Origin of the sequence: Candidatus Pantoea communis (genome assembly GCF_011752685.1) — a bacterium.
Classification (GTDB): Bacteria; Pseudomonadota; Gammaproteobacteria; order Enterobacterales; family Enterobacteriaceae; genus Pantoea; species Pantoea communis.
This window is the reverse complement of sequence record NZ_VWXC01000002.1, coordinates 206,751-231,310: the sequence shown is the minus strand read 5'-3', so window position 1 is coordinate 231,310 and position 24,560 is coordinate 206,751. Positions and strand designations below refer to the sequence as shown.

Annotated in this window: 18 protein-coding genes; 2 read left to right on the top strand and 16 right to left on the bottom strand. The window is 52.5% G+C overall.

Annotated elements, in window-relative coordinates; all coding sequences use genetic code 11:
* Positions 1-23 precede the first annotated feature (23 nt).
* The gene (locus tag F3J37_RS05165; RefSeq protein ID WP_166932234.1) at positions 24-902 is read left to right on the top strand and encodes a pepsin/retropepsin-like aspartic protease family protein; all 879 of its coding nucleotides are present in this window, start codon (positions 24-26) and stop codon (positions 900-902) included.
* 68 nt (positions 903-970) lie between these two features.
* On the opposite strand, the gene phoH is transcribed toward F3J37_RS05165, so the two are convergent.
* From phoH to putP, 5 genes are all read right to left on the bottom strand, one after another.
* Positions 971-1,759 (bottom strand): phosphate starvation-inducible protein PhoH, encoded by a 789-nt coding sequence (gene phoH, locus F3J37_RS05160; protein WP_034824330.1) that lies wholly within the window; start codon positions 1,757-1,759, stop codon positions 971-973.
* 574 nt (positions 1,760-2,333) lie between these two features.
* Complete coding sequence (efeB, locus tag F3J37_RS05155; protein WP_166932233.1) at positions 2,334-3,614, bottom strand: iron uptake transporter deferrochelatase/peroxidase subunit; 1,281 nt, start codon at positions 3,612-3,614, stop codon at positions 2,334-2,336.
* Positions 3,615-3,616: 2 nt separating this feature from the next.
* Positions 3,617-4,735: an iron uptake system protein EfeO gene (efeO, locus tag F3J37_RS05150; protein WP_034824332.1), complete on the bottom strand. Its 1,119-nt coding sequence runs from the start codon at positions 4,733-4,735 to the stop codon at positions 3,617-3,619.
* Positions 4,736-4,789: 54 nt separating this feature from the next.
* A complete protein-coding gene (efeU, locus tag F3J37_RS05145; RefSeq protein ID WP_166932231.1) occupies positions 4,790-5,623 on the bottom strand; it encodes an iron uptake transporter permease EfeU in 834 nt (277 codons plus the stop codon).
* Positions 5,624-6,266: 643 nt separating this feature from the next.
* Positions 6,267-7,751, bottom strand: coding sequence for a sodium/proline symporter PutP (gene putP / locus F3J37_RS05140; RefSeq protein WP_166932230.1), 1,485 nt, complete (start codon positions 7,749-7,751; stop codon positions 6,267-6,269).
* 445 nt (positions 7,752-8,196) lie between these two features.
* Here putP and putA point away from each other — a divergent pair, with 445 nt between their 5' ends.
* Positions 8,197-12,141: a trifunctional transcriptional regulator/proline dehydrogenase/L-glutamate gamma-semialdehyde dehydrogenase gene (putA, locus tag F3J37_RS05135; RefSeq protein ID WP_166932229.1), complete on the top strand. Its 3,945-nt coding sequence runs from the start codon at positions 8,197-8,199 to the stop codon at positions 12,139-12,141.
* An 89-nt stretch (positions 12,142-12,230) separates the two neighbouring features.
* Here putA and F3J37_RS05130 read toward each other — a convergent pair whose 3' ends face one another.
* The 11 genes from F3J37_RS05130 to F3J37_RS05080 form a co-directional block, all read right to left on the bottom strand.
* On the bottom strand, positions 12,231-13,313 hold the full coding sequence (locus F3J37_RS05130) for an acyltransferase family protein (RefSeq protein WP_166932227.1): 1,083 nt from the start codon (positions 13,311-13,313) through the stop codon (positions 12,231-12,233).
* Between the two features lie 409 nt (positions 13,314-13,722).
* A complete protein-coding gene (locus F3J37_RS05125; protein WP_034824344.1) occupies positions 13,723-14,811 on the bottom strand; it encodes an acyltransferase family protein in 1,089 nt (362 codons plus the stop codon).
* Between the two features lie 236 nt (positions 14,812-15,047).
* Positions 15,048-15,800 (bottom strand): L-cystine ABC transporter ATP-binding protein TcyN, encoded by a 753-nt coding sequence (gene tcyN / locus F3J37_RS05120; RefSeq protein WP_034824347.1) that lies wholly within the window; start codon positions 15,798-15,800, stop codon positions 15,048-15,050.
* A complete protein-coding gene (tcyL, locus tag F3J37_RS05115) occupies positions 15,797-16,465 on the bottom strand; it encodes a cystine ABC transporter permease (protein WP_045815117.1) in 669 nt (222 codons plus the stop codon). The genes tcyN and tcyL overlap by 4 nt, the downstream gene beginning before the upstream one ends.
* Complete coding sequence (gene tcyJ, locus F3J37_RS05110) at positions 16,465-17,265, bottom strand: cystine ABC transporter substrate-binding protein (protein ID WP_034824352.1); 801 nt, start codon at positions 17,263-17,265, stop codon at positions 16,465-16,467. The genes tcyL and tcyJ overlap by 1 nt, the downstream gene beginning before the upstream one ends.
* Before the next feature lie 143 nt (positions 17,266-17,408).
* Positions 17,409-18,395, bottom strand: a complete 987-nt coding sequence (locus tag F3J37_RS05105; RefSeq protein WP_038650031.1) for a D-cysteine desulfhydrase — start codon at positions 18,393-18,395, stop codon at positions 17,409-17,411.
* Between the two features lie 131 nt (positions 18,396-18,526).
* Complete coding sequence (gene fliZ / locus F3J37_RS05100; RefSeq protein WP_034824353.1) at positions 18,527-19,030, bottom strand: flagella biosynthesis regulatory protein FliZ; 504 nt, start codon at positions 19,028-19,030, stop codon at positions 18,527-18,529.
* Between the two features lie 49 nt (positions 19,031-19,079).
* Positions 19,080-19,802, bottom strand: a complete 723-nt coding sequence (locus F3J37_RS05095; RefSeq protein WP_034824356.1) for an RNA polymerase sigma factor FliA — start codon at positions 19,800-19,802, stop codon at positions 19,080-19,082.
* Between the two features lie 143 nt (positions 19,803-19,945).
* Positions 19,946-20,914, bottom strand: a complete 969-nt coding sequence (locus tag F3J37_RS05090) for an HNH endonuclease signature motif containing protein (RefSeq protein ID WP_166932225.1) — start codon at positions 20,912-20,914, stop codon at positions 19,946-19,948.
* A gap of 245 nt (positions 20,915-21,159) precedes the next feature.
* Positions 21,160-22,362, bottom strand: coding sequence for a flagellin lysine-N-methylase (fliB, locus tag F3J37_RS05085; RefSeq protein ID WP_166932223.1), 1,203 nt, complete (start codon positions 22,360-22,362; stop codon positions 21,160-21,162).
* A gap of 169 nt (positions 22,363-22,531) precedes the next feature.
* Positions 22,532-24,310, bottom strand: coding sequence for a FliC/FljB family flagellin (locus F3J37_RS05080; RefSeq protein WP_166932221.1), 1,779 nt, complete (start codon positions 24,308-24,310; stop codon positions 22,532-22,534).
* Positions 24,311-24,560: the final 250 nt, after the last annotated feature.

Below are 24,560 nucleotides of genomic sequence, written 5' to 3'. Positions count from 1 at the left end.
ACTAATATAGGGAAAAACAATAAATGAAGGGATTTATGCATCATGGCATTTTTATCTGCGCCATGACATTCACCTCGTTAGCTGAAGCGGTAATAGAAATTCCGTTTAAATTCGATGAGAGTGCAGTACCGATTGCAACACTGAATATTAATGGTCAGGATGGCGAGTTCATGCTTGATACCGGCTCCGCATTTGCTTTCCATTTTGATCAGTCATTTATACGACAGGTGACCTGGTTAAAATCCCTTAAGGAGAAAGTGCGAACCACCGATCTGACCGGCGAAGTGTTCCTGCATGATAAATTCATGTTCCACCATGTTTACGTCAATGGTATGAACTTTGAGAATGTTGAAGGGATTTCCCTGGTTCCATGGGGGCTGACGCTGCAGCCTGACGGCAAACGTCCGGAAAGTATGGTTATCGGATTGGGGCTATTCCGGCAGAAAGCCCTGCTCATCGATTATCAGCATCGCCTTTTTTCCGTGGCTGATCGGCTGGACGATTTCAATATCGATCGTCAGCAATGGTTAACGCTGCCGTTAACCTTAACCCATGAGGGTATTATCATTGAGGCAATGAAGAATAATGAAACCTTTAATATGCTGCTGGATACCGGCGCATCACACTCAATGCTGTGGAGTAAACGTTTAAATAGAACAGAGAACGTTTATCCCTGCAAAGAAGTCATCGACGAATTGGATTATGAAGGCTGCCGGGCGACTCAAATAAATATCAAAAACACAACATCCGGGGAAATAGATATCGATGTCGTGCTATTAGATGATGTTGACTCGCGAATGGCAGCGGAGGGTATATTAGGCACCGATTTCTTACAGCACCATCGTGTTCTGATTGATTTTCCTAACCAGCAGTTATTGATGCGCGCCATTGAACCAGGCTAAGTAGCAATAAAAAAACCCGGCTTGCGCCGGGTTTTGCTTCGCTACACTCTCAATCAACTTCTAAATCGTTAACCGTAAGCCAGCAGCGTGCGCTGGCAAAGTGCCGAACGGACGCAGTCGTTTTTGTCGAAACGCACCACACCAATCATCTCGTCTTCTTCGAAACGCGCCAGCGCATCAGCAAGACCGGATTTGACATGGGACGGCAAGTCACACTGGGTGATATCACCGTTGACGATAACCGTCACGTTCTCGCCTAAGCGTGTCAGGAACATCTTCATCTGTGCCGCAGTGACGTTTTGTGCCTCATCAAGGATCACTACGGCATTTTCAAACGTACGTCCGCGCATATATGCGAAGGGCGCAATCTCTACCTTGGCAATTTCAGGCCGCAGGCAGTACTGCATAAAGGAAGCGCCGAGACGTTTAACCAGAACGTCGTATACCGGTCGGAAATACGGGGCGAACTTCTCGGAAATATCCCCAGGAAGGAAACCGAGGTCTTCATCCGCCTGCAGAACCGGGCGCGTCACAATAATCCTTTCGATATCCTTATTGATCAGGGCCTCAGCCGCTTTGGCTGCGCTAATCCAGGTTTTACCGCAACCGGCTTCACCGGTGGCGAATATCAGCTGTTTCGTTTCTATGGCATTAAGATAGTGCGCCTGAGCTTCATTTCTGGCTTCAATCGGACCGCGATCGCGTGAATCACGCGCCATACCAATTGAGTCCAACCCACCCATCTGCACCAGCGAAGTGACCGATTCTTCTTCGCGCTGACGGTGACTGCGAGAATCACTACGAACGACTCTTCTTGCTTCACGACGCGCTTTGATCACTGCTTTCTGTCTTCCCATAGTGGCACCTTACAGTTGGTTTCATTTATCGCGGCGGATCACCCGCGGCGATGACTTGAACGCTTTAGAGGTTTGTTTGGCTTCCTTGTAAGCCGGGTCTGGCCATTGAAAATAGTGTGCAACAACGACGAAGCGCTGAAGCGCACCGGTAGAGAATTGGCGTTAGTTCGGAAACGGTAATTGAAAAGTGAAGAGGATACTTTGGAGGGAAGAAATCCCCCGCAGTGTACTGCGCTAGCTGAAGTGTATTTAACTGTCCATAGAAGGACCGGGTCATGCGCGAACTCCAGTGGACTTAGCCACACAACTGACAACGCTTATGAGTAAAGTGCATCATATTAACCATGCTTTGCAACAGTATTTTTACGTCACGACAAAGAAAAACAGATAAGCGAAGCATGAGAATTTTCGTCTTAAATTAAATTATCTCGCATTTTCAGTGGGATGGATTATTTGACGTGCGACGAACTTTTTCGGAACATTCGGAAGTGGAAGCGACCAAAGGAAAGTTTACGGACGGTGAAAAAAGCGCCAGCGCAACCTTATCGCTGTGCTGGCACGGTGCGTTTATTAATCAGACCTGCAGTAAAGGCTGGCCAAGGTAATGTTTTTCGTCAGGGACGCCGGGCAAAACGAAAAAGTATCCTCCGCCAATCGGACGAATATATTCTTCCAGCGCTTCGCCATTGAGACGTTTTTGCACGGTGATAAAGCCTTTGGCTAAATCATGCTGATAGCAAACGAACAAGAGTCCCATATCTAGCTGCCCCGAACCGGTAATCCCTGAGGAGTAACTGTAACCCCGGCGCAGCATTAAACTGCTGTCGGTTTCCGGCGTGCGTGGGTTAGCGAGACGGATATGCGCATCCAGCGCGATGACATCGCCATCCGGGTCTTTGCTGTAATCCGGCACGTCATGTTCCTCTTTCATGCCCAGCGGCGCACCGGAAAGTTTCTCACGACCGAATATCGTTTGCTGTTCACCCAGTGGAGTGCGATCCCACATTTCAACGTGGAAACGAATGATACGCACCGCCTGATAACTGCCGCCCTGCGTCCATGCCGGTTCTTGTTGATTTGCAGTGACCCACAGCAACTGATCCATCAACGCAGGATTATGCGTGTCAGGGTTAGCGGTGCCATCTTTAAAGCCCAGCAGATTGATCGGCGTTTCTTTACCGTGACTGCGTGCGGCGTGGTCGGCGATAAAGCCGTCGCGCCGCCAGCGCACGGCCAGCAGATCGGGCGTGTACTTAATGATGTCGCGCAGTGCGTGTATCACCGTATCTTGCGTATTGGCGCAGATTTGCAGCAGCAGATCGCCGTGACACTGATCGGCATCCAGCGAATCGTTGGGGAAGCGCGTCATGCTTTGCAGTTGCGTCGGTTTGTGTGCACTCAAACCAAAGCGCTCATCAAACAACGAGGTGCCCACGGACAGCGTCATGGTGAGATTATCGGGTGCGATATCGGCGCCAAGAATGCCGGAATCCATTGGCGGCAGCTGCGGGTTGGTGACAACTGGCGCGGCGCCTCCTTTGGTCAGGAAAGCGAAGCGCGCTGTGAGCAGACGGAACAGACGCTCGAGGTCACTTTTATCACTGGCTAAGACGTCAAAGGCCACCAGCATCATCGAAGCTTGCTGCGGGGTGATAATGCCAGCCTGATGCGGGCCGTAGAAAGGTTGCGCCTGCTGGCGCGCATCGGGTGCAACCGTGCCAGGAGAGAAGCTGTCAGCCGCGGCTGCCGTATGGAACGGACAACCGCCACTCAGGGCGGCCGCGCCGCCCAACATACCTAACCCCTGTAATAAACGACGACGCGACGGCTCTGCCGCGTCATTTTTATGGCTCATGATTAGTCGAGACCTAAAGTTCCGCGCAGCAGGGAGAGATCTTCCGCCAGAGTGGTGATCGGCCCTTTCAGCGCATTGCGGTCAGCGGTAGTCAGTTTCTCGTAAGATTCGAAACCGTCTTTGGTGCGGTATTTGCTGAGGATGCTGTCGACTTTCTTAAAGTTAGCATCGACTTTCGCCAGCAGCTGCGGGTTAGCTTTTTGCAGCTGTGGACGCAGCAGATCAACGATTTTCTGTGCACCGTCGATATTGGCCTGGAAGTCGGACAGGTCGGTACGGCTGTAACGATCTTCTTCACCCGAGATTTTGCTGGCCGCCACTTCTTCGATCAGGCCTGCTGCGCCACCGACCACTTTCGCCGGAGGGAAGGCCAGTTCACTGATGCGGGTCTGCAGATCCAGCACGTCCTGATTCAGCTTAGTCGCAAACTCTTCTGCACCTTTGGTGGTTTTGTCGGCCCACAGGATTTTTTCGATGCGGTGGAAACCGGTAAATTTCGGGTCTTCGGCTTTTTTCTCGAAGTCATCTTCACGGGCATCGATGCTGCTGTCCAGATCGGAGAACAGTTCTGCAATCGGTTCGATACGCTCGTAGTGCGCACGGGTCGGTGCGTACAGCGCTTTGGCTTTTTCCAGGTCGCCCGCTTTAACCGCATCGGTGAAGGCCTGGGTGCCCGCCACCAGCTCTTTGACTTCGCTCATCACGTAGGTTTTGTAGTCCGTGATTGGGCCGGCCAGCTGCATGATGTCGGTTTTGCCTTTGGCTGCCGTTTTCGACTCACCTGACACCACCAGTTTGCCTTTCGGATTGGTCAGCAAGCCACAGGTCATGTCATATTCGCCTGCTTCGAGGTTCGCAGTCAGTTTCTGGCTAAAGCCCGGCGCGATGTTTTCACGCTCTTCTACCACCATCACCCCTTTCAGGATTTCCCACTCCAGCGCTTTCTGGCTGTTGTTTTTGATGATGAACTGGGTTTTACCCGCCTGCACATTGAGTGACATCGGCTCACACTGTTTGTCAGTGACGGTAACCGTGACTTGCGGGATGGATGCAGCAGATGCAGCGCCTGAGAGAGCCAGCATTGAAACCAACAGCGCCTTACGGCGGAAGCGAATCGTCATAGTGATATCCCTGTTACATGGAAGAACAGGCGCGCAATCGCGCCTGATTTAATTTCAGCGTGTGGTGCGCGCAGCACTGGCCGTTGGGCGCGCCGGGAAGAAGAACAGCAGCAGCGCCGGAATCAGGTAGATAAGCCAGGCCGCCACTTCACTGAGGCTTGGCGTTTCCTGATAGCCGAGAATGCCTTCCAGCAGCGTACCGACCACCGAGTGGGTGGAAAGCGTGTTGCTGAGATCGAAAGCAATGTCCTGGAAGTGGTTCCACAGACCTGCCTCATGGAAGGCACGAATCGCTCCTGCTGCCAGGCCTGCCGCAACAAAGAGGATGAATAAGCTGGTCCAGCGGAAGAAGCTCGCCAGGTTAAGGCGGATGCCGCCGTAGTAGAGCAGCATGCCCAAAACAATCGCCGTTAATAAGCCCAGCACCGCGCCAATCGGCGGCGCATAGCCAACATCCTGGGTGAAAGCCGCCAGCAGGAAGAAGACGGATTCGAGACCTTCACGCGCCACGGCCAGAAAGACCATGAGAACCAGCGGGAAGCCACCGCCGCCCTGTTTTTGCAATGCCTGGTCCACCGAGCGTTCCAGTGTGGCTTTGATATTGCGCGAGACTTTGCGCATCCAGAAGACCATGGACGTGAGGATGACCACCGCGACGACCGCGACGATGCCTTCAAACAGTTCTTGTTGTTTTTGCGGGAATTCGCCGGTGGTTTCATTGATGAAGATGCCAAGGCCTAAGCAGAGTGCCGCGGCAATGAAGACACCCGCCCACATCGCGGGGAACCACTGAGTACGCTGGGTGCGTTTCAGGTAGCTGGCAATCAGGCTGACGATGAGAGCTGCTTCAAGACCTTCACGCAGCATAATGAGAAACGGTACGAACATCACCAACCTCTTGATTGTTAAGCAGGGTAAACATTAGGTAAAAATACGTAAAGTGCAAACGATATCGATTATCATTATCGCGGGTAAAATTACAAGTCACTGAATGAAATTATTTCTCATTTGCGGGCTGTAATACGGATTCTGTGAAAAGGGGTGATGGGGATTTCAGCGTTCAGATAAATATTCAGTGCTGGGGTGTGGCTGCAAGCTCAGTACGGGGATATCGCTGCAGGTTCAATGCCGGGTTTCCGCTGCTGCACGTTCGGTGCAGAGTTATCGCTTCAGGTTCAGTGCAGAGGTGTCGCTTCAGGTTCAGTGCAGAGGTGTCGCTTCGAATTCAGCGCATTGTCCACTAAAGGCCATCCCGATCGCGAAGAAACCACGCATCCCTGCAGATCGGCCGCGCCGTCCATGGCGCGGACGCTTCGCTCTTCGGAATGGCCTTTATTGGACGTTTGGCTGTGGTATTGCGTTGAATTGAATGTTTAAGCATTGCCGATTTTAATGACACGCACAGAAGCTTCAGAGCAGAAAGGCACCAGACTGCGTTATCACCCGTTGTTTTAAATCGAGTGTCGGAGCCTGGTCGATTCCATAAAAAAACCCGCCGTTTGAAGGGCGGGCTTGATGTATCAGAGACAAATTACTTGGTGTTGTATTCAGCTTCAGCGGCGGCGAAGCGCGCTTGTGCTTCTTTTGATGGGCCTTTGCCGATCAGGCTGAACACCACAATCGCGATGCTGGCGAAGATGAAGCCAGGAATGATTTCATACAGCTCGGTGTAACCATATTGCTTCCACAGCAGCACGGTCAGTGCACCAATCACCATCCCGGCCAGCGCGCCATTGCGGGTCATACGTTTCCAGCATACGCCGAACAGAACAACCGGACCGAAGGCAGCACCAAAGCCCGCCCATGCATAGCTGACTAAGCCGAGCACACGGTTTTCCGGATTGGCCGCCAGCGCGATAGCGATCAACGCAATCAGCAGCACCATTAAACGCCCTACCCACACCAGCTCTTTTTGACTGGCATTTTTACGCAGGAAGCCTTTGTAAAGGTCTTCTGTCAGGGCGCTTGAACACACCAGCAGCTGGCAGCTTAAGGTGGACATCACCGCTGCCAGAATCGCAGACAGCAGGATGCCAGCAATCCACGGGTTAAACAGGATACGCGCCAGTTCAATGAACACGCGTTCGCCGTTCTGGCTTACGCCTGCCGCTTGTTCAGGGTGGTTCTGGAAGTAGGCGATACCGAAGAAGCCCACCGCCACGGCACCGGCCAGGCACAGGATCATCCAGGTCATGCCAATACGACGTGCAGTACGAATCGAGTGATGTGAATCCGCCGCCATAAAGCGCGCCAGAATATGCGGTTGTCCAAAGTAACCCAGGCCCCAGCCGAGTAAGGAGATAACGGCAACAAAGTTGAGCCCTTTCAGCATGTCGAGGTTTTCAAGACTTTTTGCTTCGATCACCGCCAGTGAATCATCCAGGCCACCTACCGCGATAATCACAAACACCGGGGTGAGGATCAGCGCGAAGATCATCAGGCTGGCCTGCACGGTATCGGTCCAGCTCACCGCCAGGAATCCGCCCACCAGCGTATAAAGAATGGTGGCAGCAGCACCGGCCCACAGCGCAGTTTGGTAATCCATACCGAAGGTGCTTTCAAACAGACGTGCACCCGCAACCACGCCTGATGCGCAATAAATGGTGAAGAAGATGAGAATGACTACAGCGGAGATAACACGCAGCAGCTTGCTTTTGTCTTCGAAACGGCTGGAGAAGAAGTCCGGCAGCGTTAAGGCATTATCGTGATGTTCGGTCTGCACGCGCAGGCGACCTGCCACAATTTTCCAGTTAAGCCAGGCACCGATGGTCAGGCCAATGGCGATCCAGCTTTCTGAAATGCCGGAAAGGAAGATGGCGCCGGGTAAGCCCATCAGCAACCAACCGCTCATATCTGATGCACCCGCTGACAGTGCGGTGACCACACTGCCTAAACTGCGTCCGCCCAGAATGTAGTCGTCAAAGTTTTTGGTCGAACGGTAGGCAATAAAGCCAATCAGCACCATTCCCAGGTTATAAATTACAAAGGTCACCAACATCGGTGTACTCATACTCATACTCTCTCCACTTATTATTTAATCCGTTAAGAGAAATCTTTTTTCCTGAGCCACCGGAACGGGACGGCATCAGGGCTTTACCGCATCCAGAGAAAGCGATTTCTCTTAAGGCGCGGTATCCTGCCGCAAAGGGGCGGCGCGCACAATGCATTTAACACAGCTGTCACAATGGTTTCACCTGACTTCGCTGATTTAATGCCAATAGGTTGCACACGCTCACACTTTGAGTTGCACCTTGTTCAACATGAGAGTGCTCTCGTTGACGGGAGTTGCAACTTTGGCGAGCTTCTTGCAGCAAGTTTTGTGCCGTTTCTTCACATGACCGATTTTAAGTGTTGATAAACGTGCAACTCAGGTCACATTTAACATGGTTGCACAAAGTTGCAACATGAGTGATAGTGCAGCCCACGCTGATGTTGAATCATATTTTGAGGACGAGGAAATCATGGGAACGACCACCATGGGGGTGAAGTTGGATGAAGCCACCCGCGATCGCATTAAATTGGCGGCAGGTAAAATTGACCGTACGCCACACTGGCTGATCAAACAGGCGATTTTTAACTACCTTTCGCAGCTGGAAGCCGGTGAATCTTTGCCGGAAATTCCCCTCCAGCTCGCCGACGCCGCCAGTGAAGAAGGCACGGCAGACGAGTCATTCCAGCCCTTCCTCGACTTCGCTGAACATATTTTGCCGCAGTCGGTCACGCGCTCTGCCATCACCGCTGCGTGGCGTCGTCCGGAAACCGATGCGGTACCGATGCTGCTGGAGCAGGCGCGTCTCCCTGCCCCGCTGGCCGAGAAAACCCATCAGCTGGCTTATAGCCTGGCGGATAAGTTGCGTCACCAAAAAGGTGCAACCGGACGCGCCGGAATGGTGCAAAGCCTGTTACAAGAGTTCTCCCTCTCTTCGCAGGAAGGCGTGGCGCTGATGTGTCTGGCGGAAGCGCTGCTGCGTATTCCCGACAAACCAACTCGTGATGCGCTTATTCGCGACAAAATCAGCAATGGCAACTGGCAGTCGCATCTGGGCCGCAGCCCGTCGATGTTCGTTAACGCCGCGACCTGGGGTCTGCTGTTTACCGGACGTCTGGTATCGACTCACAATGAAGCCAACTTGTCGCGTTCACTTAATCGCATTATTGGTAAGAGTGGAGAACCGCTGATCCGCAAAGGCGTGGATATGGCGATGCGCCTGATGGGCGAGCAGTTCGTCACCGGCGAAACCATTGCGGAAGCACTGGCCAATGCGCGCAAACTGGAAGAGAAAGGCTTCCGCTACTCCTACGATATGCTGGGTGAAGCGGCGCTGACCGCCAGCGATGCCAAAGCTTATCTGGTGTCCTATCAGCAGGCGATCCATGCCATTGGTAAAGCTTCCAATGGCCGTGGCATCTATGAAGGTCCGGGCATCTCGATCAAACTGTCGGCCCTGCATCCTCGCTATAGCCGCGCGCAGTATGAGCGCGTGATGGAAGAGCTATATCCGATCCTCAAATCACTGACCTTACTGGCGCGCTCTTACGACATCGGTATCAATATCGATGCGGAAGAAGCAGACCGTCTGGAACTGTCGCTCGATCTGCTGGAAAAACTGTGCTTCGAGCCGGAACTGGACGGCTGGAACGGGATTGGCTTTGTGATTCAGGCATACCAGAAGCGCTGCCCGTTTGTGATCGACGCCCTGATCGATCTCGCCCAACGTAGCCGCCGTCGCCTGATGATCCGTCTGGTAAAAGGCGCGTATTGGGATAGCGAAATCAAACGTGCGCAGATTGAAGGGCTGGAAGGTTATCCGGTTTATACCCGCAAGGTGTACACCGACATCTCTTACCTGGCTTGCGCCCGCAAACTGCTGGCGGTACCGAATCTGATCTACCCGCAATTTGCTACTCATAACGCTCACACGCTGGCAGCGATCTATCAGCTGGCAGGCAATAACTACTATCCGGGTCAGTACGAGTTCCAGTGCCTGCACGGCATGGGTGAACCGCTGTATGAGCAGGTGGTCGGCAAAGTGGCAGACGGCAAACTGAACCGTCCGTGCCGTATCTACGCACCGGTCGGCACCCATGAAACCCTGCTCGCCTATCTGGTACGTCGCTTACTGGAAAACGGGGCCAACACCTCGTTTGTTAACCGCATCGCGGATAACACCCTGCCGCTGGATGAGCTGGTTGCCGATCCGGTTTCTGCGGTGGAGAAGATGGCGCTGACCGAAGGCGCAGTCGGTTTACCGCATCCGAAAATCCCGCTGCCGCGCGATCTGTATGGTCAGAAGCGCGCCAACTCAGCCGGTCTGGATTTGGCTAACGAACATCGTCTGGCATCACTCTCCAGCGCCCTGCTCAATAGCGCCAGCCAGCCATGGATTGCCCAGCCGCTGGTCGAAGGTGAGCTGGGTGACGGCGTGAGCCGTCCGGTACTCAACCCGTCTGCGCCAGCCGATGTGGTGGGCAGCGTGCGCGATGCCAGCGAAGCAGAAGTCTCGGAAGCGCTGGATGCCGCAGTGAATGCCGGTCCAATCTGGTTTGCCACCCCGCCACAAGAACGTGCAGCCATTTTGGAGCGCGCCGCCGAAGCGATGGAAGGCCAGATGCAGCAACTGATTGGCCTGCTGGTGCGTGAAGCAGGTAAGACCTACAACAACGCCATTGCCGAGGTGCGTGAAGCGGTTGATTTCCTCTATTACTACGCCGGTATGGTGCGTGATGATTTCGATAACGAAACCCATCGTCCGCTCGGCCCGGTGGTGTGCATCAGCCCGTGGAACTTCCCGCTGGCGATCTTCACCGGTCAGATTGCTGCAGCACTGGCAGCCGGTAACAGCGTGCTGGCGAAACCCGCAGAGCAGACGCCGCTGATTGCCGCGCAGGCGGTACAAATCATGCTGGATGCGGGCGTGCCATCAGGTGTGCTGCAACTGCTGCCGGGCCAGGGCGAGACTGTTGGTGCACAGTTAACGGGTGACGAGCGAGTACGCGGTGTGATGTTCACCGGTTCCACCGCCGTCGCGACGCTGCTGCAACGCAATCTGGCGGGTCGTCTCGATCCGCAAGGCCGCCCAACGCCGCTGATTGCTGAAACCGGCGGCATGAACGCCATGATCGTGGATTCTTCGGCGCTGACTGAGCAGGTGGTGGTCGATATCGTTGCCTCCGCCTTTGACAGCGCCGGACAGCGTTGCTCGGCGCTGCGTCTGCTGTGCGTACAAGATGATGTCGCCGATCACACCCTGAAAATGCTGCGTGGCGCGATGGCCGAATGCCGCATGGGCAATCCGGAACGTCTCTCTACGGATATCGGCCCGGTGATCGACGCCGAAGCCAAAGGTAACATCGAGCGCCACATTCAGGCGATGCGCAATAAAGGTTTCACCGTGTATCAGGCGGCGCAGGACAATCCGCAAGACAGCAAAGAGTGGACCAGCGGCACCTTTATCAAGCCCACCCTGATCGAGCTGGGTCAGGTGAGCGATCTGGATAAAGAAGTGTTTGGCCCAGTGCTGCACGTGGTGCGTTATGCGCGTAACAGCCTGCCACAGCTGATCGATCAGATTAACGCCTCTGGTTACGGTCTGACGCTGGGTGTGCACACGCGTATCGATGAAACCATCGCACAAGTCACGGCAGGCGCGAAGGTCGGTAACCTGTATGTGAACCGCAATATGGTCGGCGCAGTCGTGGGCGTTCAGCCCTTTGGTGGAGAAGGTTTATCCGGCACCGGTCCAAAAGCCGGAGGTCCTTTGTATCTCTATCGCCTGCTGGCAAACCGCCCAGACAGTGCACTGCGTAAGACCTTCGATCGTCAGGATGCCGAGCGTCCAGTCGACAGTTCCGTTCGTGCTGAGCTGATGAGCGCGCACCAGGCATTGCAGAGCTGGGCGCAGGATAAACCTGAACTGCTGGCACTCTGTCAGCGTTATGACGAGCTGGCGCAGGCGGGTACGGTGCGACTGCTGCCCGGCCCAACGGGTGAACGTAACACCTTCACGCTTCTGCCGCGCGATCACGTCCTCTGTATTGCGGATAACGAGCAAGACGCACTGACACAACTGGCGGCAGTGACCAGCGTGGGCAGCCAGGCGCTGTGGCAGGATGATGAGTTGCATCGCGCACTGCGCAAATCACTACCTGCCGCCGTGCAAAAACACGTGGTGTTGGTGAAAGATTTGCTGGCAGCCGGGTTTGATGCGGTGATCTACCACGGTGACGCGGATCAATTGCGCGTGCTGTGCGAGCAGGTTGCCGCGCGGGACGGTGCGATTGTTTCGGTACAGGGCTTCGCGCGTGGCGAAACCAATCTGCTGCTGGAACGTCTGTTGATAGAGCGCTCACTGAGTGTAAATACCGCCGCAGCGGGTGGTAACGCCAGTCTGATGACCATTGGTTAAAAAGATAAGGGCCCGCAAGGGCCCTTTTTCATGGCGCGCCGCGACGAGTATATCCACTTGTTGCGGCGCTACTGTTTTGTACTTTGAGCTTAAGCCACAGACTTGTTGCGCTTCATGCCAATCAAGGTCGGGAAGACGAACAGCGACTGCCCCAACCCGCGATTGGTGACAGACCACACCGCCACCGACAGCAGCGAGCAAATCCCCACAATCGCCACCGGATAGAAACACGCCCACAACACGGAGAACCAGGCATAGTCAAACAGGTGATTGCGCTGAGCGAACAGAATCGCTGACATGCCAAAATACTCAATGAAAATACGATGGATCACGTAGATTTGCAGGGTGTTACGGCCAATCCAGTTAAAGTACGTCATCTTAAAGTGCGCGTTAAGCCAGCGGCAAGCCGCCACGCTCGCCAGCACCGCGATGATGCACAGGAACAGGCTCTTATCCAGACCGAAGATAATGTGAATCCCTGATACCGCCGCCAGCAGTGCCCATGGCACGAGATTTTCACGACGCCATTCGCTCATACGCAGCATCAGCGGGCTCCAGAACGCGCCAAGCAGGAAGAACAGGAAGTACTGCGCCACGCTTTGCGGTCCCCAGTATGGAATGATCTTCTCCACCGCCAGATAGTTAAGCGCAACCGCGACCACCAGCAACGCCACTTTCTGTTTGTGGAAGATCTTCGCACACAGGAAATACAGTGCCAGTCCGTACAGATACCACGAGGTGCTCATCGCCATAAACGTCAGCTTCAGGAACTCAAACAGTGAACCCGCATAGGCGGCATTCAGATTGTGTGAGATACGCTGGCCGGTGATCTCTGTGGAGATGCCCACAATCGACCACCACTGAATAAAGCCCCATAAAATATACAGATAGAACAGATTGGTAATACGACTGGTAAATACCTGCTTCCACGGACGATTAAGAATCCCGTTGGTTGCCAGCAAGCCCGAAACAAAGAAAAAGGCTGGCATACGCAGCGGAGATAAAACAGTATTAAACTGCACCCATATTTCTGCCGGTATCCAACCCGCCGTCAATAATTTCACCGTTCCTTCAAATCCGGGTAATACGGTGTGGTACAACACCACCAGCAATATGCAGGCCCCTTTCAGGGTATTGACCCATGCAATATCTTCTTTCCTGGCGTTATTCATATGATTAACTCCCGCTGCTGTGTAGGTCTTTAAGGAGAAGTATGAGGAAATAAACAATGATGCATTTCTGGTTATTCAACGATTATTAAACAAGCTGGCGGGGGATGACTCTAGCGAAAGTCCTAAAAGTTTTTTACTGGCCCTGATATAACAATACTTTACAGTTCCAGACATTAATCAAATGCTAAGCAGGCTAACAATATCTTCCCAAATTAGAGTCACTAAGGGTATGACGAGGGAAATAAGGTTAGCAATTAACACAGGGAAATTAAGAGCAATCCACCACAAACAAACCAAATTAAAATCAAATTTTATTCGGACAATTATGAAATGTGGCAGATGGATAAACGCGGATATTAATATTGTGCTAAGAGAAAATAATTAGGGCCAGCGAACTGGCCCTTTTTGATTATTGCAGCGGTGCCGCTTTTGTCTCTGGCACGGGTTTTCTCAACAGTCGCGGATAGATGAATAATATTCTGCCTGGGCCGCGATTCAGCAGTGACCACACCGCCAGTGAGATCGTCACGCAGAGCGCCACGCCCGTCATCGGCATCAGCAGCGCCCATGCCCAACTGAAGGCCGCATGATCAAACCAGCCGTAATGCAGCGCCAGGGCAATCGCGCTCAGTCCCAGCAACTCTATGAAGATGCGGTGCAGTACGTAAATCTGCAGCGTGTTACGGCCAATCCAGTTCAGCCACGCCATGTTCAGGCGCTCATTGAGGAAACGGCACACGACGATACCAAACACGATGGTCAGCAGGCTGTAGAACGGGTTTTTATAGATGCCCCCCACATGATGTACCACGCCAATCACCGCGATGCCTGCCAGCAGCAGCCAGTGTTGGCGCTTAAGCTGGCTAATCTCAATCAAAGACTGGCTGAAGAATACGCCGAGCAGGAAGTAGAGATAGTTTTGCGCCACGCTGGCCGGCCCCCAACCAGGGATCAGGCTAAACTGCGCAGCGTAGGTCGCGACAATCGCCAGTGCCATCAGCGCCATTTTCTGGCGGTGGAACAGTTTGGTGAACAGGAAGAAGCCCGCCAGCGCGTACAGATACCAGAGGCTGGTCATGGAAGTCAGCAGCAGTTTAAGGAACTCAAACGGCGTGTCGGCATAGGCAGCGTTTTTGGTGCTGGACAGCCGCTCACCGAGGTGCGTGGAGATATAGTGAATGCTCAGCCACTGAATCACCCCCCACAGCAAATAGAGATACACGATATTGCTGAACTTCTTGGTAAACACCTCTTTCCAGCTCTTTTTGACGATCGAACTGGCCGCCAGCAGGCCTGAGACAAAGAAAAAAGCGGGCATACGCAGCGGTGAAAGATAGGTATTGAAGGTCACCCACCAGTGCGCAGGTACCATGCCGGCCGTGAGGTGATGCAGTGAGGGAGCGAAAGTGGTGATAATCGAGTGGTGCAACACCACCAGCAAGATGCAGGCACCTTTTAACGTGTTGATCCAGAGGACTTCATTTCTGGCATGTGTCATTTTATGATCCTGATTGCGCCATGAATTTGTAAAGAATTATTTATATTTACAAAGATGTCTCAATCGGGGGCGTCTTAAAAATCCTTCTGCACCTTGCCAGCAAAATTTTATAAGCAATAAAATATTATTTTTCAGTTGGTTAATTGAAAGTTCTTTGACAATTTTCAGAGGAAACTGAGAGAAGGGATTCAGATGAGAAAAGAGAAAGCGCCGTCAGAACCAGACGACGCTTGAGACTATTGGTTAAGAAACTTGTCAAGAAATTGTCGGGTGCGTGCCTGCTGCGGATGGCTGAACAGCTCTTTCGCTGCGCCCTGCTCCACGATACGGCCCTGATCCATAAAGATCGCCCGATCGGCCACGTCACGCGCAAAACTCATCTCATGCGTAACGATCACCATGGTGCGTTTCTCCTGCGCCAGCGCGCGGATGGTATTCAGCACTTCACCCACCAGCTCAGGATCCAGCGCCGAAGTCGGCTCATCGAACAGAATCACTTCCGGTCGCATCGCCAGCGCTCGCGCAATGGCGACACGCTGCTGCTGTCCACCGGACAGACGACGCGGGAAGCTCTCCTCTTTGCCGTGCAGACCGACCTTCTCCAGCAAGCTGCGGGCTCGCGCCACGGCTTCTGCTTTCGGTTCACCCTTCACGATCACCGGCCCTTCAATGATGTTCTCCAGCACTGAACGATGCGGGAACAGATTGAAGTTCTGGAACACGAAACCCACCTGCTGACGCAAACGGCGAACCTGCTCTTTCTGCTTGTTGAGCCCAATACTGGCATCAATGGTGATATTACCCACCGTGACGCGGCCGCTATCGGGCACTTCCAGCAGATTGATACTGCGCAGCAAGGTGGTTTTCCCCGAACCGCTTGGCCCGATAATCGCCACCACTTCACCCGGTGCCACATCCAGATCGATGCCGTGCAACACGGTCTGGCCGTGAAACTGTTTCACCAGCTGACGTACTTCAATCGCACTCATTTCGCCTCCCGATCCTGTCGATTCACATGCGCTTCCAGGCGGTTTTGCAACGCCGACAGCACCGTCGCCATTACCCAGTAAATCAGCGAGGCAGCCAGATACATGGTGAACACTTCCAGCGTACGTGAGGTGATCAATTGCGCCTGACGGAACAGCTCCGGCACCTGAATGGTGGCCGCCAGCGAGGTGTCTTTCACCAGGCTGATAAAGCTATTACCGAGCGGTGGCAAAGCGGTACGTGCCGCTTGAGGTAGGATCACGCGGCGCAAGGTTTGCCATGGCGTCATGCCGATACTGGCCGCCGCTTCCCACTGCCCACGTTCAATCGCCGCAATCGCGCCACGCAGGGATTCAGAGGCATAGGCTGCTGTATTTAATGACAAACCGATCATCGCCGAGGGAATCGGATCCAGCTCAATACCGAACTGCGGCAAGCCGTAGTAGATCATAAACAGCTGGGCGATAAGCGGCGTGCCACGGAAAATCGACACATAGATACGCGCCAGCCAGTTTACTGGCCAGAAATGTGACAGGCGCATCAGCGCCAGCACAAAGCCAAGCACCAGACCGAAGAACATCCCGCCGATACTCAGCTGCAGCGTGAACAGCGCGCCTTTGAGTAAGAATGGTGCTGAATCCAGCACCAGTTGTAAGCTTTCCTGCATTATTTAGTGACGTCCGCGCCGAACCATTTCTCAGAGAGTTTGCTCAGCGAGCCATCTTTCTGCATATCAGCAATCGCTGCATCAATGGCTTTCAGCAGATCGTCATTGCCTTTACGCAGCGCCACGCCGGATTCGAGACGAGAGAAGGCCGGGCCCGCTACCGCCATGGTGTCGCCGGTTTTCTTCACCAGATCCAGCGCCGCTAAACGGTCCACCAGAATGGCATCAACACGACCTGAACGCAGATCCTGGTATTTGGTTGGGTCATCATCATAGGTACGGATATCGACGCCTTTGACGTTGTCACGCAGCCACTGTTCGTAGTTAGAACCCAGGCCGACACCGACTTTCTTACCAGAGAGATCCTCTGGCTTGGTGATGCTGCCAGCATTTTTCTTCATCGTCAGCGCCTGAACGCCAGAGATGGTGTATGGCGTGGAGAAGTCATACTTCTTCTTACGCTCGGGTGAAATCGTTACCTGATTGATCACCACGTCGATGCGCTTAGAATCCAGTGCCGCCAGCATGCCATCCCACTTGGTCGGTTTCAGATCCGCTTTGACACCAAGGTGTTGCGCCAGCTCTTGCGCAAACTCCACTTCGAAACCAGTCAGCTTGCCGCTCTCATCCTGGAAACTGAACGGCGGATAGGTGCCTTCCAGACCCACGCGCAGCTCACCTTTGCTCTTCACCTGTGCCAGCAGATCTTCTGCGGCGAACGTTTTAACGTTAACGCCCGCGACCAGCGCGACCGCCATCATGCCCATCACCAGTTGGCGACGAATTGGAGAGAAAGCCATGTTTACCCCATTTATTGTGATGTGTTGTGTGCTATGAGGCAGCGAAACCGGGGTTTGCCGCCTTTTCTTTATTGGCGCTGCATTCAGGCCCATTTCAGGCCAGAACAACAGCTGCCGGATTATAAACCTTTTTTATCTTAGCCTTAGACCGAAGGATGATAAGCAAATAACGCAGGCGCGCCGCCAGTATGAATAAACAGCAGCGGCCCTTCACGACGGAAACGATTCTGCGCAATGCCATCTATCAATCCGGCCATCGCTTTACCGGTGTAAACCGGGTCCAGCATGATGCCTTCAAGACGCGCCAGCAGTTTCACCGCTTCCATGCCTTCATCATTGGGTTCACCGTAACGCGGCGCGAAATAGTCATCCCAAAGCGTGATCGGCGCGTGTGTCTGCACTTCCAGCTGTTCAGCCAGCGCGCTGCGGATGCGCTCTACCACCGGCAACTGCGCGTCGACTTTGCGTGAAACCGTCACACCGACCAGCTCGGTATTAGGCAGCAACTGCTCCAGCCCTACCGCTAAACCTGCATGGGTGCCGGCGCTGCCCGATGCAACCACTACAGCGGCGAAATCCACCACGCCTTCGCTTTGGTGCGCGATCTCCTGCGCACACTCCACATAGCCGAGCGCGCCCAGTGCGTTGGAACCGCCAACCGGCACAATATAAGGACGGAAACCCTGGGCTTCGAGGCGTTCAGCCTGTTCGGCCAGCTGTTCAGTGGGGTTGTGCAACGCATCGACCATCACCACCTCGACGTCCATCAGGTCGAGCATCAGGCGATTACCGTTGGTGAGGTAGTTTTCTGAGGTCGTGCCAATTGGATTTTCCAGCAGCGCCACACACTTGAGGCCAAGGCGCGCCGCCACCGCCGCCGTCTGGCGCACATGGTTGGATTGAATCGCGCCCGCCGTCAGCAGGACATCTGCGCCCTCGCGCAGCGCATCGGCCGCGAGGAATTCGAGTTTACGCAGTTTATTGCCGCCCATGGCCACGGGCGTGAAGTCATCGCGCTTAATAAAGATATCGCGACCGAGATAATCAGAAAGCCGTGGCAGATGCTCAAGCGGCGTGGGTGCACCGAGTAATTCAAGACGTGGGAACTGGTGCAAGAGATGTAAAGACAATGCAGCCTCCATTCGGGCAATGTGCAATTATCCATACAGTGTTGCAGAAGATGAGAAAAGTCGCACCCGGAATTCTGCGAGTGCGGCCCCTGTTGCTGCTATGCTCAGCAACAACAAGGGCAGGATCACAGTCAGCCCTGCTGCCAGCCTAAAAACTGGTCATATTTACGCAGTGCGATGCGGTAATTGTTGTTACCCGCATCCGGCAAATCGTTTTCCAGACATTCATGCCAGCTGTTGCCCCGTAATCTGTCGGCCGGGAAATTTTTCGCTTTCAGCATGTCATCAAGACGACGCAGCCGCACCACATACTCGCGAATGGTGCTGTGACTCATCTCGGTCTGCTCAAACAGATACTGTTTGAACGCCATAATGTCGAAGTAATTCGGATGGGTATTACAAAAAATATCGCTGCAGAAACGACATAACGCGGTCAGTTCGGGCTGGAGTTTCATCCATACCTGGTCATCAATCATCTGGTCCATCCGCGCGATGGCCTCTTTATTGATGATCTGTCCACGAAACACTAACGCCATACGATCTAAAACTTTGCCACAATGTGAACAGTTGCTTTGGCTGTGTTTATAGTCTTTAAGATAACGACTTAAAGGTCTGGCTTTGGCTTTGGCTCCCATTGCTGAGTCCCCGGTATTTTTATTTTTTCGATGCCAGGTACTGAGTCTGTCAGCGCGCCCCCGCTAACCGGGCACGCAGGCGTTTAATCGCCTGACTGTGCAGTTGACTGACGCGGGATTCCCCCACTTCAAGCACTGCGCCAATCTCTTTCAGGTTCAGTTCTTCCTGGTAGTACAGTGTGAGCACTAATTTTTCACGATCGGGCAATGCCTCGATGGCTTCAATCACGCGATCACGCAGGTTTCCTTCCATTAACTGATGAAGCGGGTTGGCTTCTTCATGCCCATCCGTCACCAGCTCCGCGCTGTCACCGTGTTCTTCCCGATACTCGTCGTAGGAGAAGAGTTGGCTGTTATTGGTATCGAGCAGAATCTGCCGATACTCTTCCAGCGAAACATTCAACTGTTCAGCCACTTCCTGCTCAGTAGCCGAGCGCCCCAACGCTTGTTCTACCTGATGCATCGCACCGGCCACTTCGCGCGCATTACGACGCACGCTGCGAGGTGCCCAGTCGCGGCTGCGCAGTTCATCCAGCATTGCGCCCCGGATACGCTGCACGGCATAAGTGGTAAAGGCGGTGCCTTGCAGCGCGTCGTAGCGCTCCACGGCATTTAATAAACCAATGCCACCGGCCTGCAGCAGATCGTCAAGCTCAACGCTGGCTGGCAGACGTACCTGCAAGCGCAACGCTTCGTGTCGCACCAGAGGAACGTAGCGCTGCCAGAGCGAATGTTTATCCATCACGCCTTCGGGCGTATAGAGATCGTTCACGGTGACTACCCTGCGTTAATAAAGTTATCGGCATGATTATCCAATTCTGTAGGGGTTTCGATTGGCAGAATAGGCGGGCAAAAGCGAGGTTATTTCAAATTTGTTATGGATGGCGGTGGAATGCACCGCCATAGGCGAAGCCGCTAGCGTAGATTGCGCAGCCGTTGCCGCGTGCCAGGCGGCACCGCGTCCCATAATGCACAGGTTTTACCATCAAGTGCCTGATAAAAATCGCTTATCGGCGCTTCAGTTTCGAGCAGCGGATTAAACATCACCTGCCCGGATTCCGCGTCGATACTTATCATTTTATTGATAAACAATCGCTGTAAGTCACTGCGCAGGAACAAGCCGTTATCGACGCTGTTATCGGCAAGAAAACCTTCTTCATTTTCCTGGGTATCGATATAGCAGGCCTCCACCCACGGCCAGCTGTGACGTTCTGTAAGCTGCGTGCCGGTAATAATACAGGCGCCATAGCGTGCTTTAACGGCCGAACTAAACTCTGCCTGGCTGGCACGCTGGAACACTTTCGCCTTTACGCGCCGCCCGACTTCTGTGCCTGGCATCACCGCCGTCGGCACTTTATGCTGCGGCGTACTCAGCACCACCAGAAACTGAATTTTGCGCGACAGTGGGAAGCAAGGGTGCGCATGGGGATCGAACAGCTGCCAGTACTCCTCCTCTTCCGTCTGTCGCATCAACACCAGCTTGAAGCCCCGACTGGTGAGCAGGTTCTGCGCTTCTGCCGAATTCGGATCCAGCATGGCGTAAACCTGGGTTTCACCCACCACCTTCCAGCGCCCTTCCTTCTTTATTTCATCGTTACGGCGGAAATAAAGGAAAGCCTGCTGGCTTTTGAGATAGTGCTCAAAACGACGCAGATAGTTTTTGCGCTCGTTATCGTCAGAGACGAACAGCAGATCCTCCAACGGACTGTTGATCTCCTCCTGCGCGAACACTGCACGGATCACTAAATTGCGAAAACTGGTCGACGGGCTCAGCAACCCGCGGGCGGTGAGTTCTTTCTCATCAGGATGCTGCTGCGCATAGCGCAACGCGATCTCTTCGAAGGTCAGTAGCTCACCCGGTAACAAGTCATAATTGAAGCGCATAGACACCCCAGAAACAGAAAAAAATCGTGCAAAAAATGGGAATGATTCTGGGGAAGTTATCGGCATTTCTGTGCGGGACTGTAACAGGTTGGTTACTTTTTTGGGGTTATAGGGTGCTGGGGTAAATTATGACTAGCATGGGGCGATGATTTAAGTTTGATCAGAATAAATCACCACATCACTCATGCAATTTTGTAGAGCGCGACTTATACGCCGCGCCTTGAATTTGTTATTTCTGGTGCTGGTTATTTCAGCAGGTAAATCAGCGAGAGATCGTCATTCACTTTAGACTTCTCAATTTCTTCCAGGAACGCTCTATCCGAATGCTGATCGTGTTTCGTCACTGCATGATAGCTGTAGATGATATTGACAACATCCTCTTCTTCAATGTTTTCGACTAAATCAGCGCTAGCAGAAAGTAACGATTTAATAAGGAACCATTCGCACACCAGCAAATATAAATTTGCCAGATTACTAATCTCTTTCTTTGCCGGGAACTCATCTGTATACATACGGTACTGAATATAGTTACTCAGCAAATGTGGGCGTTCCGAAAGCCACGGTAACATTCGGTTTTGCCAAGCCGCATCCAGCCGCTGCATTGATGACGAAACTTCTTCATTTTGCACATTATCGCTTTGGATAAAGATCAACTTATTGGCGTAATGGTGTAGCGTTGACCAGCCGCGAGTGCCTTGTTTCCTTGCCAGATAAACCTGTACGCGTAACAGCAATGCCCATTGCAGCTGATAATCGGGTTTAATATCATCAATATTATTTTTGATTTGCCCATTCTGAAGCGACGCGATGATATTGCTGTAATAATTATCTAGCTTTTCAAATTTATCCGCATCCTCTTTTACTTTCTCCAGATAAAGGAATAGCAGCGCAATCCCGTAAAAGCCCTCTTCCGGTCTAATGCCGCTCACTAACATAATGTTAGTGCACATCAAATTAATGAGACGGGATTCCTGGTCAACGTCAGGTACTTTTAACGCCTGATCTTTCAATACTTTTTTTTGATCGAGCAACATGGAATCTTCACGAAGCAGCAGCTGTTTTGTAGCTTCAGGACAGGAAAGAGAGAGATTCTGGCGAATCTCATATTTGAACTGTTTCTGCAGACGAGGATAGGTTGCACAGGTGATGCTTAACGCGCTGGCCCCCATAGATTTATGTATTTTGCATAAGCGTTCTTCACTCAAGAAAGCGCACTGCCCCTTTTCTGATAACTTCATTTTCCCCCAGTTATTGTAGCTGCTCTTGGTGGTTATAATATTTTCTGCAGCAATTGTGCGAATCTCAATTTCACCACTTTTCAGATAGCGGTTTACGGTAGGTTTATCCAGAAATATATCCCACCCTTTGCAGCAGTGTTCACGGCACTCACTACCAATACATTTAAATGTATTAAAAAAAATCGGTTCAACGACGGAAATTTCTTTCATGATTCTACCTGCTGTTATGTCGACATTGCCGCAAGGCGGTAAATATGAGAAAGGTTAGCAAGTTCTCGCCTCGTCAATACGCATAATAACTGAGCAAAAGTAGGCTTTTCCTGGGCATAAAAAAACCCCGCCGAAGCGGGGTTTAATAAGACATAAGCTAAAGTTGCGATTAGCCCTGCAGCAGAGACAGAACCTGCTGTGGAACCTGGTTCGCTTTAGCCAACACTGAGTTACCAGCCTGCTGGATAATCTGTGCTTTAGACATGTTTGAAACTTCAGTTGCGTAGTCAGCATCCTGAATACGTGACTGTGCTTCAGACAGGTTAGTCGTGGTGTTGTTCAGGTTAGTTACCGCTGAGTCCAGACGGTTCTGAATCGCACCCAGGCTTGAACGGAACTTGTCGATGCTGCTGATAGCAGAGTCCAGAGCGGCCAGTGGATCTGAAGTCGCAGTACCTGCGCTGGTAGCATCTGTGGTGATTTTACCTGAAGCAGTTACGTTAACAGTAGCGCCTACAGTTTTAGCGTTCGGGTTAGCAGATGAGTTATCTACAGTGGTGCCGTCGGCCAGGATGTTTGCTTTAACAGTAACGGCCCCGGTATCTTTATCAACAGCATACTGAGTAGTGAATTTCGCTACGTCGGTGAAGTTACCGTTAGCATCGGAATAAGTATCGCTTGATTTTCCTACAGATGCACCGTCGAAGTTCACAGCACCTTTCATAACACCTGATTGATAGTTGATAACAGCAGTTTTTGCTGCGCCAGCAGTAGAAGCCGTGCTATCAGCAGCAGCAACTTTAGCTTGCACTTCGTCTTTAGAGATAGAAGCGGTGTAAGTTACATCACCAGTGGTACCATCGAAGCCATAAGAGGTGCCACCGATTGATACTGTTGAGGCATAAGTGCCACCTTTGGCAGCATTTGAAGACGCGGTGAAGACTGAAGTCAATGTAGCCTGAGTCAATGAACCGCTGGCGTTGTTAGTAGTCAGGTTGCCAGTTGTATCCAGGTACGCAGTCTGACCGTCAATGGTCAGATTACCGTTGTTATCAGCCTGGAAGGTAACAGCATCGCTTGAACCGCCTGCTGCAGTGTAAGTACCAGTGATGGAACCTGTATCTGGTGCCAATTTGCCACCAAAGGTACCCGCACCCGCACCAGCAGTGCCTGCAGCAACGTCTGCAGTGTAAGAGAAGTTGCCTTTAGTTGCATCGTAGGTGTAAGTAGTTGCAGTACCCGCGCCATCGGTAACTTTAACTGTGTCGCCAGTTGACAGTTTATCAAATGCCTGTGAAGCAGTCAGAGCGCTGTTCTGAGTGACCAGATTGTAAACACCTGATCCAGTTGAAGTTTCAGTTGCACCAGCAGCAGTCAGGTTTGATACAGTAGCTGCCTTGTTAGTGACGGTACCAGTACCATTCACGTTGAAACCGTTCAGACCCAGAGTAGAAGAGTCAATCTTCTTCAGGTCGATAGAGATGGTCTGGCCATCGTTCGCGCCTACCTGAATTTTCAGGGAGCCGTCTTTAGACAGTACGTTCACGCCGTTGAAGGTAGTCTGACCTGATACGCGGTCAATCTCGTCCAGACGTGATTTGATTTCGTCCTGGATTGAGTCCAGGTCAGACTGGCTGTTGGTGCCGTTCTGAGACTGTACAGTCAGTTCACGAACACGCTGTAAGTTGTTGTTGATTTCTGACAGTGCGCCTTCAGTGGTCTGCGCAGCAGAGATACCGTCGTTGGCGTTACGAGCAGCCTGAGTCAGACCAGTGATGTTTGACTGGAAGCGGTTGGCAATTGCCTGACCAGCAGCGTCATCTTTAGCGCTGTTGATACGCAGACCAGAAGACAGACGCTCGATAGAGGTAGACAGAGCAGACTGGTTCTTGTTGATGTTGTTCTGGGTGATCAGCGAGAGGCTGTTGGTGTTAATTACTTGAGCCATGGTTTAAGTTCCTATTAATCAAGTCTTTGGTTATGGTTTGGGCTTCAACCCGCCGGCTTCAGCGCCGTCAAAGTTGTTATCGTCTGTGCTTAAACAACCTTTAGAGATTTTTTAGTACCAGGCGAAAAATTTTCCCTTCAACCTGTCACGCTTATCTTTATCGCCCTGCGCCCGCACTTCTTTAGTGCAACCTGATCATTTTTCTAGCGCCAGAAATACCCTTCTCTATAGCCTTTATTCGCTTTATCAC